Source organism: Pedobacter sp. Leaf216 (assembly GCF_001421515.1).
Lineage (GTDB): Bacteria > Bacteroidota > Bacteroidia > Sphingobacteriales > Sphingobacteriaceae > Pedobacter.
This window is the reverse complement of sequence record NZ_LMKM01000007.1, coordinates 504503-518962: the sequence shown is the minus strand read 5'-3', so window position 1 is coordinate 518962 and position 14460 is coordinate 504503. Positions and strand designations below refer to the sequence as shown.

Below are 14460 nucleotides of genomic sequence, written 5' to 3'. Positions count from 1 at the left end.
ATGAGCATATCCACCAAGTACAATCCTGCAGAAACAGAAGATAAATGGTATAGCTATTGGCTATCAAAGAAATTTTTTCACTCCGAACCCGATGAGCGCGAGCCTTACACCATTGTAATTCCGCCGCCCAATGTTACGGGAGTACTGCACATGGGGCACATGCTAAACAATACCATTCAGGATGTGTTAATCCGTAAGGCCCGTATGCAAGGTAAAAATGCTTGCTGGGTACCTGGTACCGATCATGCCTCTATTGCTACCGAAGCAAAAGTAGTGGCAATGTTAAAGGAAAAAGGGATCAATAAAAAAGACCTTTCCCGCGAAGAATTTTTAAAGTATGCCTGGGAGTGGAAAGAGAAATACGGCGGCATTATATTAGATCAGTTAAAGAAACTGGGTGCAAGTTGCGATTGGGACCGTACCCGTTTCACCATGGAAGAAGATCTTTCTGAAGCAGTTATCGATTCATTTATCCATTTGTATAAAAAAGGGTGGATTTATCGCGGTATCCGTATGGTTAACTGGGATCCTGCTGGTAAAACAGCTGTTTCTGATGAAGAAGTAATCCGCAAGGAAGTAAACCAGAAACTCTATTACATTAAATACCTGATTTCGGGAACGGAAGATCAGTTTTTAACAATAGCCACCACGCGTCCTGAAACAATTATGGCAGATGCCGCAATCTGTATCAACCCGAACGATGAACGTTTTACGCACTTAAAAGGTAAAAAAGTTTTTGTTCCGCTGGTTAACCACGAAATTCCGGTTATTGAGGATGAATATGTGGATATTGAATTTGGAACAGGCTGTTTAAAAGTAACGCCAGCACACGATTTAAATGATTATGAACTGGGTGTTAAACACAATTTGCCAGTTACGGATATTTTAAACGATGATGGAACTTTAAATGAACTGGCAGTTATTTTAGTTGGCGAAGACAGGTTTGTTGCCCGTAAAAAAATTGCCAAAATGCTCGAAGAAGCTGGTCATTTATATAAAGTAGAAGATTATAAATCTCAGGTTGGTTTCTCAGAACGTACCGATGCCGCTATCGAACCTAAACTTTCGATGCAATGGTTTGTGAAGATGAAAGAAATGGCACAGCCTGCTTTGGATGATGTGCTGAATGGTGAGGTAAACCTGATTCCGAATAAATTTGAGAATACTTACCGCCATTGGATGGAGAATGTTCGGGATTGGAACATCAGTCGCCAGTTGTGGTGGGGACAGCGAATTCCGGCCTGGTATGATGACAAAGGAAACTGGGTGGTTGCCAAAACTAAAGATGAGGCATTAGAAGAATTCTGGAAGAAAAAACACTTGGATGAAAGCTGCTCAGAGACTGAAAAAGCTGGATTTAAGCATCAGCTAGAGCCTTTTTTAAGGCAGGATGATGATGTAATGGATACCTGGTTCTCGTCGTGGTTGTGGCCAATTTCTGTTTTCGATGGTTTTAAAAACCCTGAAAATAAAGACATCAATTATTATTATCCAACCAACGATCTGGTTACTGCACCCGAAATATTATTTTTCTGGGTGGCACGTATGATTATGGCCGGACATGAGTTTATGGGCAAAAAGCCCTTTACCAATGTATATTTAACAGGTATTGTGCGCGATAAATTAGGCCGTAAAATGTCTAAATCGTTGGGTAATTCACCTGATCCTATTGGGTTGATCGAGAAATATGGTGCTGATGCAGTACGTGTAGGAATGCTAATGTCATCGCCTGCTGGTAACGATTTAATGTTTGATGAAAGTTACTGTGAACAAGGACGTAATTTCGCCAGTAAAATATGGAATGCTTTCCGTTTGGTAAAAGGATGGGAAGTTGACGAAAACTTAGCCAACCCGAATACCCAGGCCATATCGTGGTTCGAAAACCGCTTTAATGAGGCATTGGTAGAAATTGAGGCTAACTTTAAACAATACCGCTTATCAGAAGCATTAATGATCACTTACAAACTCGTTTGGGATGATTTCTGTGCCTGGTATTTAGAAATGGTTAAACCCGCTTACCAACAGCCAATAGATGCTGAGAGTTACAAAGCCACGATAGGATTTTTCGAAAATATAATTAAATTATTGCATCCAAATATGCCCTTCCTTACGGAAGAATTATGGCATGATGATCTGTTTGCCGAACGTGGAGAAATGGATTGCTGTATTGTAGCCGAATTTCCGAAAGGCGGAGCATTTGATGAGAAATTATTAAAAGATGCTGAGGTAATTAAAACTGTTGTTGCCGAAATTAGAAATGTAAGAAATCAAAAACAGATTTCTCCAAAAGAAGCATTGCCTTTAAATATTAAGGTAAACTCTGATCTTGATTATGAGAAATGGCTAAACATTGTTTTCAAATTGGCCAATGTATCAGAAGCAGAAATTGTTAATGATAAAATTGTTGGCGCAACTGCTTTTATGGCGGGTAAAGATGAGTTTTTTATTCCTTTAACCGAGAGTATAGATGTAGAAGCAGAACGCGAACGCCTAAATGCTGATTTAATTTATCTACAGGGTTTTTTAAAGTCGGTTGATTCGAAACTGAGCAACGAACGTTTTGTACAAAATGCAAAACCCGAAATTATTGCCAATGAGCGCAATAAAAAAGCCGATGCTGAAGCGAAAATCAAAATTATTGAAGAAAGCCTGGCGGTTTTAGGATAATTGTAAATTTCAGCCGATGCAACCGTCATACCGTCCCGAGTGTTAGGGTCAGGATAACAAGTCTTATTATAAAGCCTTTCAGATTATTTTTCTGAAGGGCTTTTTCGTTATTTTAAGGAAAAGGAATAAATTATTTCAAACGTTTTCCTTATCGCGATAGAAATGCATTATCCGTTTAAAAAGGGTTTCTTGGCCATTTATTTAAGGTTACTGCAATAGTTAGCCATTATTTTAATTTAAGGTTTCAAAAATATTACTTGCAAAAACTTAAGGTTTGTTTTTATTAACCATATTTTAGATTTTGTTAAAACGGTTTACCAAACCGTTAACTATTTAAGTGATAATCTAACCTAATATCCTCAAATGGAAAATTCCAGAAGAAAATTCATTAAACAATCTGCAATATTTGCTGCGGCAACCTATGCGGGTACAATGGGCATGAGTGCCAAAAGTTATGGGCGCATTATTGGTGCAAACGATAGGGTTCGTGTAGGTGTTGTTGGATTTTCTGATCGTTTTAAAGACACGCTTTTACCTTGTTTCCTGAACCACAACAAGGAGCTGAATTTTGATATTGTTGGCCTTTCTGATTTGTGGAACTACCGCAGAGATTTGGGAATTGCCCATTTAAAAGCAAAATTTGGTCACGATATTAAAGCCTGCCGCAACAATGACGAGCTTTATGCCACCAAAGATCTTGATGCGGTAATTATCAGTACAGCCGATTTTCAGCATGCTTTACATACCATCGAAGCTGTAAAAGCCAGTTGTGATGCTTATGTGGAAAAACCTTTTGCCGAAACTATGGACGATGCCAAAGCAGCATTTAAAGCAGTTAAAGCAAGCAAACAAATTGTACAAATTGGCTCGCAAAGAAGGAGTGGAGAAAATTATACCAATGCGGCAAAATTTATTCAGGATGGTAAATTCGGACCGATAACCGCCGTAGATTTAGTTTGGAATGTAAACCAACCCGGCCGGTGGCGCAGACCGGATTTGGTAGCGAAACTTAAAGAAGAAGATATTGATTGGAAACGCTTTTTGCTCAATAGGCCCAATGAGGCTTTTGATCCAAGGAAATATTTAGAATACAGGTTGTTCTGGCCTTATTCATCAGGCATGCCAGGCCAGTGGATGTCGCACCAGATTGATACTGTTCATTGGTTTACCAATTTAAAACACCCACGGAGTGTAGTAGCAAACGGAGGCATTTACACCTGGAAAGATGGTCGCAGAAATTGGGATTCGATGGTTGCCGTGTTTGATTACGGTCAGCCCGATACCACAGATGGTTTTCAGGTTACCTTTACCTCCCGGATGCAAAACAGTGTAGGCGATGTAGGTGAGGTATATTATTCGAACGGTGGTGAGTTAAATTTAATTACCAATAAAGTATCACCAAAAGGTGGGTTAAGGCAACAAGAAGCAGCAGCGATGGGTTTAAAAGCCAACCTTTTACCTGAATTTGATTTAAGTAAAACCGAAGTTAAGGCCGCTACAGGCGCAAATATGGGGGGCGATGCATTAACCTCCGGCCACATGCGCAACTGGATGGAATGTGTACGCAGCCGTAAAACACCAAATGCACCGGTAGAAGCAGGTTATTCGCATTCTATTGCCAATATCATGACAAATGCCGCAGTAAGAACCGGAGCAAAAGCAGTTTTTGATGAAGGCAAACAAGAAGTAATGGCAAACGGAAAAGTATTTAAATATTAATCAATATATCGTCGGTAGGAGGTAAAGTAATCGATCCCGCAAGAAAGATTGCTTCGACATTCTTCCTCGCAATGACGGAAAGAAAAATCTAATCATGTTAAACATTAAAAAATATAGTATCCTTGCCCTCTCCCTGATGAGTTTATCAGCAGCAGCGCAAAAAGCAAAACCATTATTTGATGGCAAAACCCTAACCGGATGGAAAGCCGTTGCAGGTGCCGCCCCATACAAAGTTGAAGATGGAATGATAGTGGGTGCAATGACCAAAGGCACACCAAATTCATTTTTGATTACTGAAAAAGAATATGGCGACTTTGTATTGGAACTGGATGTGAAATTAGAAGGTGAAACCACCAACTCAGGCATTCAAACCCGTAGCCATATTAAACCGGAAGGAAATAATGGCAAAGGATTGGTTTTTGGCAGGCAGGTGGAAATAGACCCCACACCTAGGGCATGGACAGGCGGAATTTATGATGAAGCCAGAAGATTGTGGTTATATCCTTTGGAGCTTAATCCATCAGCAAAACCTTTGTACAAAAAGAACGAATTTAACCATTATAAAATTGAGTGCATTGGTAATGAAACCAAAACCTGGGTTAACGGAACTCCCGTAGCTTATGTGATTGATACCCTTGATAAAACTGGTTTTATCGGTTTACAGGTACATGGCATTGGTAGCAATTTAGAAAACGATGGCAAGAAAGTTTATTTCAAAAACATCAATATCCAAACCGAAGGCTTAAAAGCCAAAACCTTTCCTAAAGGGATTTATACAGTTAATTTAACACCAAATACATTATCTGCCTACGAAAAATCAGAAGGATATAAACTGTTGTTCGATGGTAAAAGCAATGCCGGTTGGATTGGTGCCTATAAAAGTACCTTCCCTGCAAAGGGCTGGAAAATAGCCGATGGAGTAATCAGCGTAGAGCCATCAGGCGGAGCCGAATCAACCAATGGGGGCGATATTGTAACCAAAGATGAATATGCTGCTTTCGATATGTCGTTCGAGTTTAAACTTACCCCTGGGGCAAATAGCGGGGTTAAATACTTTGTTACCCTGAGCGAAAAAAATACAGGTTCAGCCATTGGGCTCGAGTACCAGGTTCTGGATGATGTATTGCACCCCGATGCCAAATTGGGCAGGGATGGAAACCGCACGCTGGCCTCTTTATACGATTTAATGACGGCTAAAAAAGAAGCACGTTACCTGCGCCCAATTGGTAGCTGGAACAACGGCCGCTTGGTAGTGTACCCCAACAACAAAGTAGAGCATTATTTAAATGGTGTAAAAGTGTTGGAATATACACGCGGATCAGAAGAATTTAAAAAATTGGTTGCCATCAGTAAATATAAAGATTGGAAAAACTTTGGCGAAGCACTAAAAGGACATATCCTGCTGCAAGATCATGGCAATAAGGTAGATTTCAGAACAATTAAAATCAAGAATTTATAAACTGAGTTCGATTAATATTTATGCGTTTTGATTTGTTTTAGCCTAATTTCTTAACGCGATCGTTATGCTGATCCGATAGCTATCGGATCAGGGTGACTAATTTTGGTTTTCTGTATTAATCTATGGTTAAATATATTTACGAATAAAGAAATAATATTAATATAAACATGCATCGTCGATCTTTTGTAAAACATACTACTTTGTTAGGTTCTGGTTTGCTTCTGGGTAATCAGGGCTTTGCCAGTTTAATGGCTGATGAAATTATTAATGTGGCCATGATTGGTTGTGGCGATAGGGGCAAAGGGGTGCTGTCTGTAATTAAATCCATGCCTGCTAAGTATAACATTAAGGCTTATTGTGATGTACTCGATTTTAGATTAAAAGAAACCGAAAAGTATGTACCTGCAGATGCGAAAGCAGTAAAAGATTACCATAAAGTTTTGGATGATAAAACCATTGAGGCGGTTTTTATTGCCACGCCTTTAAGCGAGCATTTTAAAATTGCTAAAGATGCAGTGCTTGCAGGCAAACATGTGTATGTAGAAAAAACCATGACATACAATATTGCCCAGGCACTCGAACTTAAAAAGCTGGTAAAGCAATATCCAAATCAGGTTTTTCAGGTGGGCTATCAATACCGTTATTCGCCTTTGTATTTTAAGGTGAAAGATATGATTCAGAGTGGTTATTTGGGTAAGGTTAGTCAGATAGATTGCCGTTGGGACCGTAATGGCAACTGGCGCAGGGCCGTGCCAGAACCTGCTTTGGAGCGTAAAATCAATTGGCGGATGTATAAAGAATATTCTGGCGGGTTGGCTGCCGAACTGCTCTCCCATCAAATCGATTTTATCAACTGGGCTTTCGAAACACAGCCTGATGAAATTATGGGATCAGGCGGGATTGATGTTTTTAAAGATGGGCGCGAAACCTATGATAATATACAGGCCATTCTGCGATACAAAGAAAAGGGGATGATCGGAAATTTTGGTGCCACTTGTGGCAATGCCCATGATGGTTACCTCTTTAAAATAAAAGGTACCAACGGATCGGTTTCTTTGCTTACCAACACCGGTTTGTTTTACCCCGAAGAGCGCACCAAAAAAGAATTAGGTATAGTTGATGGCGTAACTGGAGCAACAAAAATTGTAGTGAATAAAGATGGAGGAATCCCGATTTTGGATAAAGCAACCTTAGATGGTACCAATTATGCTCTTGATGAATTTTATAAGTCGGTAATTACCAAGCAAGAACCAGCATCGAATATCAATACCGGCACCCAGGCCGCCATATGTGTAGCCATGTGTAATGAAGCGATTTATAGCGGCAATAAGCAACTTTGGAAGAAAGAGTATAGTGTTTAGGTAAGTGCTACCCCAAGTTATGTTTCTGTTGGTGAAACACAAGTTGGTAGGTGAGAGGGTTTTTAACCACAGATGGACACAGATAAACACGGATTTTAATATCTGTGTTCATCCTTTTTATCTGTGGTAAAATTATTATAATGCGGTCGTCATTGTTGTGCGATATCGTCATTCCTAACTCGATTGGGAATCGTAATGCAAACGCTTTAAGATTCCCGCCTGCGCGGGAATGACGACCGTGCTAATGGATGCTGTCTATGGTAGCGTAATCGAAAACCTTTCAATAAATCGTCATTTCGACTGGAGCTCACCGATTTTTCATCGGTAGCGCAATGGAGAAATCTTTAAACTTTGGTTCTACTGGTCGGTGTCTCACCGACCAGCATTATAATGCGGTCGTCATTCCCAACTTGATTGGGAATCGTAATGCGAACGCTTTAAAATTCCCGCCTTCACGGGAAAGAGACCGTTATTATTATAGTCCCAGATATTCAGGCATTTCCTGTACGAAGTTAAACTTGCCTTTCTGCAAGTCCATTTTTGCATAAACATGCTGTAAGCCGTTGGTTAGTACAATCCATTTGGCTTGATGAATAGAGTTATAACGTGATGCCTGATCGAAAACCGATTGCGTAATCTTAACCTTTGGGGCTTTACATTCAATCAACATCAGCTTTTCGCCAGCTGTATTGTACACTAAAATATCGCTCCGTTTTTGCAATTGGTTCAGCACCAAACCACCTTCAATTTGGATCAGGGTGCGCGGAAATTTCTTTTCTAAAATCAGGTTCTGTATAAAATGTTGTCGCACCCACTCCTCAGGGGTAAGCACCAGGTGTTTCTTTCTCAACTCATCGAAAATAAAAACCACTTCATCCTTTTGGGTAATTTTAAATGGATACGGAGGGAGGTTAAGCGGAGTAGGGTTAAACATTTTTCAGTTGGCAGTAGTCAGTTTTCAGTTAACAGTTGGAAGTTATCCGTTAAAAATGGAACAATCTATCAATTATTATTGTGCCAAAGTTAAATTAATTCTAAGATATGCAAGGAAATCTTCTGTCTCAAATCTCATATCTCCCGTCGAAAATCTCACATCTTTAATTATAAACATTTATCCAAATCCTTAAACCTAAATCGTAATTTTACGGGCAATGACTGCTGCCGAAATTATTAAAGATCTTAAAGCCCGAAAGTTTAAACCTGTGTACCTTTTACATGGTGAAGAATCTTTCTATATCGATCAGGTAACCGATTATATAGAAGATAAACTGTTAAATGATGCCGAAAAAGGTTTCAACCAAACGGTATTATATGGGAAAGATACCGATATGGCTACAGTGCTGGGTGCTGCAAAACGTTACCCGATGATGGCTGAATACCAGGTGGTAATTGTTAAAGAGGCACAGGATTTAAAGTGGGGCAAAGAAGATTCGGGGAGTAAAGAGGGCGAGTTTGTACTCAACTATTTCGAGAAACCTTTGCCGAGTACCATTTTGGTATTGGCTTATAAATATGCCAATTTCGATAAGCGTAAAAAAATCTACAAAGCCATTAATAAAAGCGGATTGATTTTTCAGTCTGATCCGGTGCGCGATTATAAACTCGTGCCCTGGATTGAAGATTTTATTAAAGAAAAAGGCTATAAGGTTGATCAGCAGGCATCGGCATTAATGGCCGAATATTTAGGAACAGATCTTTCCAAAATAGCCAACGAAATTGAAAAGTTGATGCTCAATGTTCCGAAAGAGGTAACCATTACTACCGATCTTGTTCAGAAAAATATTGGCATTAGTAAAGAGTATAATGTTTTTGAGTTGCAGAAAGCCCTTGCCATCCGCGATGTATTGAAATGCAATAAAATAATCAATTACTTCGCAAGCAATCCGAAAGCCAATCCAACGGTTATGGTACTGGCCAATTTAGGGGGGTATTTTACCAAGCTTTTAAAATACCACTATATTCCGAACAAGGCCGATGCTGCATCTGCCCTGGGGGTGCCACCCTTTTTTATTAAAGATTATGAAGTTGCTGCCAGAAACTATAATACGGGTAAAGTTTTCCAGGTAATCAGTTTGCTGCGCGAGTACGATTTAAAAAGTAAAGGTTTGGATAGTACGGGCAATGTTGAAGATGGGGAACTCCTGAAAGAACTTGTTTTTAAAATTGTTCACTAATCTTTCTTAAACAAAAACCTCCGCAATATTCACCATCAAACGTTTGCGTAATTTTTAAGTGTTTTATTGTAAGTTAATATCATTATTTTAGAATTCGATAGCTATTATGAGCACTCGTTTTTCTGAAACCAAATGAAAACTAAAATTACAATCATCCTGTTGCTGCTCTGCCTTTCGCTGGCGGGCTACACACAATCATTAACGCCTTATAATCTTTCTTTTACTAAACTTGCCGATAAATGGGATGAAGCCATGCCTTTGGGCAATGGGATGTTGGGGGCCTTAATCTGGGAGAAAAACAATAAACTCCGCCTTTCTTTAGATCGGGCAGATTTATGGGATGAACGCAAGGCACTCGATATGTCGAAACTTACCTTTAAATGGGTAGAAGAACAGGTGCATAAAAATAATTATGCTGCTGTTCAAAAAATAGGCGATGAGCCTTATGATACCAGTCCTTACCCCACCAAGTTACCTGCTGCGGCAATGGAGTTCGACATTTCAAAATTCGGTAAAGTGGTATCTAATGTGCTGGATATTGAAACGGCCTTAAATACCGTGAAGTTCGAAAACGGAACTGTTTTTAACTGCTATATTCATGCTGCCCAGCAACAGGGTTATTTCAGTTTAGAAAAACTTAAATCTACCGCGATATTACCAGCACTGATTGTTCACAATTACAACAACACCCAAACTGAAAAAGGCGACAACAGCCATGCTGGTGAAGGCTTGCAAAAACTGGGTTATGCCAAAGGTACAGTAACCAACACGGCCAATAGTATCCGGTACCATCAACCTACTTATCAAGGCCATTATTACGAAGTTTTGGTGCAGTGGAAAAAGTTAGCAAAGGGCAAGTTAATCGGTTCATGGACAATCAGCAACGATAAAGTAGCAAGCTTACCAAGCATTACAGCTAATGCGAAACAGCCAACAGGCTGGAATACACATACCAAATGGTGGAAAACGTTTTGGGCAAAATCGAACATTTCCGTTCCGGATACTACCATTCAAAAACAATATTTTTTAGAAATGTATAAGCTGGGCTGCGTAGCCAGAAAGGGTGCACCAGCCATTACCCTGCAAGCGGTGTGGACAGCTGATAACGGCAGTTTGCCACCCTGGAAAGGTGATTTCCACAATGATTTAAATACCCAGCTAAGCTATTGGCCTACCTATACTGCAAACCACCTGGCCGAAGGTGCTACTTTTACAGATTGGTTGTGGAAAATCAGGAACAAGAACCTGAGTTATACCAAACAGTATTTTGGTGTTGAGGGTTTAAACGTACCGGGGGTAATTACTTTAAATGGCGATCCGATGGGGGGATGGATCCAGTATTCACTTTCACCTACTGTTAGCGCATGGACTTCGCAGCATTTTTATTGGCAATGGAAATACAGTATGGATGATGGTTTCCTCAAAGCAAGGGCTTATCCTTATATCCATGATGCGGCAACCTACCTGGAAAATATAACCCGCTTAAAAAACGGCAAACGAACATTACCGCTAAGCTCTAGTCCTGAATATAATGATAACAGCATTAAAGCCTGGTTTTTAAACTGGAGCAATTTCGATTTATCCCTGGCCAAATTTTTGTTTAAAGCAGCGGCTGAAGTAAGTAAAGCAAATGGCAAAACTGAAGAAAATAAACACTGGCTGGCTGTATTAAATGAGCTGCCCGATTATGAGATAAATAAAACGGGCTTTACGATAGCACCGGGTTCAAATTTAACAAGTTCGCATAGGCACATGTCGCAATATATGGCCATTTACCCCCTCGATTTATTGGATGCAAACCATCCGGATGATAAAACCATTATCGATAACTCATTAAAACGTTTGGAAGAGATTGGAACAAGGGCATGGTGCGGATATTCTTTTAGTTGGATGGCTTCTTTATATGCAAGGGCATACCAGGCCGATAAAGCGGTAAAACAATTGGAGATTTTTGCTGCTAATTTTTGTTCGCCGAACAGCTTTCATTTAAATGGCGATCAGAAAGGCGGTCAGTATTCGGGTTTTACCTATCGCCCTTTTACATTGGAAGGTAATTTTGCTTTTGCACAGGGTGTACACGAATTGTTGTTGCAGAGTAGAAATGGATACATCCAGGTTTTTCCGGCAGTACCCCAAAATTGGAAAGATGTTTCATTTAATAATCTGCGTACCGAAGGCGCCTTTATTGTAAGCGCAAAAAAAGAAAATGGTGTTCCAACGTGGGTCAAAATCTCTGCTGAACAAGGAGGTGTTTTAAGGATTAAATTGCCTTTTAAAACTTTTGTAGTAAAAGATTTCCCTGCGGGTACAGTTAAAATGGGGGATGATGGGGTTGCTGTAGTGAGTTTGAAAAAGCAACAGGTGATTGTTTTTGAAAATGGTTATGAGTAGTTTAATCATAATGTTTTCGCTCCGCTTGGGCTTGCCATTCTCGCAGTCTTGCCTCGGTTACCGATATAAAATCGGTACAGATCAGCCGCCACCGAGGGGGCTCTTACTTTTGGCTTGGCCCAAAAGTAACAAACCTGAGCGCAGCGAAAGCATGACTACCTATAAAAACAACAAACAATAAGGCATAACTGAAAGGCTTGGAACTGATGTCGGATAAATTCGTTAAAGCTTTTTGGTCGCCAGCACAAGTTCCGCCGAAGGGGGCGGAAAGTGTGTGCTGCCTCGATGCAACGATGGAAGGAAAGGTAATGCTAAAGCTTTAACGTTTTCTCCTTCCATCATTTCCTATGCCCTATAGCATGGAGCATATAGCGATGTGCAGATACTGTTAGCCACCCTGCTTAAGGCGATCGTCATGCTGAATTTATTTCAGCACCTTTCCTGTTGTTTAAAACTATGAGGGAACGCATAAAGTCCGTCATTGCGAAGCTGGGGAGAGCGAGCTGAAGCAATCTTTGTTGTAAGTTTCTAACCGGTCGTCATTCCCGCGCATGCGGGAATCGTAATGCGGTTGCTGTTTTTCGCTCCGCTCGGGCTTGCCTCGGTTCACCGCCACCGAGGGGGCTCTTACTTTTGGCTTGGCCCAAAAGTAACAAAAGTCCAAGGCTTGGAACTGATGTCGGATAAATTCGTTAAAGCTTTTTGGTCGTCAGNTTACTTTTGGCTTGGCCCAAAAGTAACAAAAGTCCAAGGCTTGGAACTGATGTCGGATAAATTCGTTAAAGCTTTTTGGTCGTCAGCACAAGTTCCGCCAAAGGGGGCGGAAAGTGTGTGCTGCCTCAATTCAGTGATGGAAGGAAAGGTAATGCTAAACCTTTAACGTTTTCTCCTTCCATTATTTCCTATGCCAGATAGCAGGGAGCATATAGCATAATTCAAATAGCGAGGTGCAAATAGCATGATGCAGGGAATGCGTTAAATCCGTCATTGGTTAAAGGTCAAATAATTTAGGTCGGAGGGCAAACGATTGGGGTCGGAGGGCAAACGATTAGGGTTAAAGGGCAAACGATTTAGGTCCGAGGGCAAACGATTGGGGTCGGAGGGCAAATGATTGGGGTCGGAGGGCAAACGATTGGGGTCGGAGGGCAAACGATTGGGGTCGGAGGGCAAATGATTAGGGTTAAAGGGCAAACGATTGGGGTCGAAGGGCAAACGATTGGGGTCGAAGGGCAAACGATTGGGGTCAGAGGGCAAACGATTAGGGTCGGAGGGCAAACGATTGGGGTCGGAGGTCAAACGATTGGGGTCGGAGGTGAAACGATTGGGGTCAGAGGTCAAACGATTAGGGTCGGAGGGCAAATGATTGGGGTCGGAGGTCAAACGATTGGGGTCGGAGGGCAAATGATTGGGGTCGGAGGTCAAACGATTGGGGTCAGAGGGCAAACGATTGGGGTCGGAGGGCAAACGATTGGGGTCGGAGGTCAAACGATTGGGGTCGGAGGGCAAATGATTAGGGTTAAAGGGCAAATGATTAGGGTCAAAGTTCAATAAACTCAGAATTTTATGGATGGATAGACACTTCCACATTTGACAGATTTTCTTTTAGTTTTTTAAACTTGGCATTTGATATTATAGCCGAGGCCAACAGTAAACCTGTGAGGTGTTATCATGACCTTAAAACTTCTATGATTTGGGGCATAGAACTACATCGCCTACCGCGAAAGAAATATTTTCCAAATTTGGCAATTCTTCCAATTCAACTGGTAATTCTCTCACAAACAAGCCCACTAAATGAAGGTTTTCCAGCTTGCTATAAAATTTTATAAAACTAATAGTAATAATTACAAAGAGTCTGAATACTCTATTTTTTTGTGCGCCAATCACTATCTCTTTTATAAGGCTACGGGCAGAGGTGCCAGAAGTGAGTCTTTTTAAATTTGTTGCTGCAAAACAAATTATTGTTTCAATGGGGGGCGCATCTTTGGCATTTTGTTAACTGGCCTAACATACTTTATTCCCGATGCTAAACCTAAAACCCCCTGATGAAGATTTATTGCTAAAAACGTGTATTCCTTGTTATATGGGGTATTTACAGAATAATAGTGACTCAATATCTAATGTAAACTGATATTTAAAACTTCTTCTTTCCGTTATGAAGATCCTTTGGTGCCTCAGATTTGATGGAAACGCCTGCCTCTTTATTCTGGATACTATATTGTTTCTGAAGTTCTTCTTTGCTTAATACTTTGATCTCTTTAAAAACCTTATCATCGATTACAGCTAAATTTCCCTCGAAATTCTTATCCAGAACTTTACCATTTAGTATGTACTGAATAGTAGTATCTTGACCAGCGACAGGTACTAAAGCACTATATTCGGCTGATTTGCTGCGAAAGTATCTCCAATATCTTGATTTGGCGAATGAAATTGTTTCTATATATACAACTCCGTCCTTGCCATCCTCACCAATTATATCTATTGCCTCTTTGCCTTTTAAAACCGTAACAAGTGCTATACTGCTCGGATCACACTTCATCAACTCACTTTTATCAACATTAATGCTATCCATAAAGTAAACAGGCTCTGCACCGAGTTTCTTAAGGGCTCGTTTAGGCGATTGACTGAAAGCTACCATTGTTGTGAAAGCAAAGACTGTAGTAAAGAAAAATTTAGATGAGCGCATACTGTT

Annotated in this window: 8 protein-coding genes; 6 read left to right on the top strand and 2 right to left on the bottom strand. The window is 40.5% G+C overall.

The features are described from left to right. The 4 genes from ASE74_RS07220 to ASE74_RS07205 all read left to right on the top strand — a co-directional run bounded on the left by ASE74_RS07220 (nt 1) and on the right by ASE74_RS07205 (nt 7206). On the top strand, nt 1–2667 hold the full coding sequence (locus tag ASE74_RS07220) for a valine--tRNA ligase (RefSeq protein WP_055906307.1): 2667 nt from the start codon (nt 1–3) through the stop codon (nt 2665–2667). A gap of 363 nt (nt 2668–3030) precedes the next feature. Continuing rightward, entirely contained in the window at nt 3031–4386 is a 1356-nt protein-coding gene (locus tag ASE74_RS07215) for a Gfo/Idh/MocA family protein (RefSeq protein WP_055906304.1), read from the top strand. A gap of 94 nt (nt 4387–4480) precedes the next feature. Continuing rightward, on the top strand, nt 4481–5845 hold the full coding sequence (locus ASE74_RS07210) for a DUF1080 domain-containing protein (RefSeq protein ID WP_055906301.1): 1365 nt from the start codon (nt 4481–4483) through the stop codon (nt 5843–5845). A gap of 167 nt (nt 5846–6012) precedes the next feature. Beyond that, nucleotides 6013–7206: a Gfo/Idh/MocA family protein gene (locus tag ASE74_RS07205; protein ID WP_055906298.1), complete on the top strand. Its 1194-nt coding sequence runs from the start codon at nt 6013–6015 to the stop codon at nt 7204–7206. A 475-nt stretch (nt 7207–7681) separates the two neighbouring features. Here the strand turns inward: ASE74_RS07205 and ASE74_RS07200 are convergent, their stop codons facing one another. Continuing rightward, entirely contained in the window at nt 7682–8140 is a 459-nt protein-coding gene (locus ASE74_RS07200) for a type I restriction enzyme HsdR N-terminal domain-containing protein (RefSeq protein WP_055906295.1), read from the bottom strand. Nucleotides 8141–8357: 217 nt separating this feature from the next. Between ASE74_RS07200 and holA the strand changes: the two genes are divergently transcribed. Next, entirely contained in the window at nt 8358–9380 is a 1023-nt protein-coding gene (gene holA / locus ASE74_RS07195; RefSeq protein ID WP_055906292.1) for a DNA polymerase III subunit delta, read from the top strand. Between the two features lie 132 nt (nt 9381–9512). Further along, complete coding sequence (locus tag ASE74_RS07190; protein WP_055906289.1) at nt 9513–11771, top strand: glycoside hydrolase N-terminal domain-containing protein; 2259 nt, start codon at nt 9513–9515, stop codon at nt 11769–11771. A gap of 2131 nt (nt 11772–13902) precedes the next feature. Here ASE74_RS07190 and ASE74_RS07170 read toward each other — a convergent pair. Beyond that, nucleotides 13903–14406 carry a hypothetical protein gene (locus ASE74_RS07170; protein WP_055906278.1) on the bottom strand — a complete coding sequence of 168 codons (504 nt, stop codon included), beginning with the start codon at nt 14404–14406 and terminating at the stop codon, nt 13903–13905. Nucleotides 14407–14460: the final 54 nt, after the last annotated feature.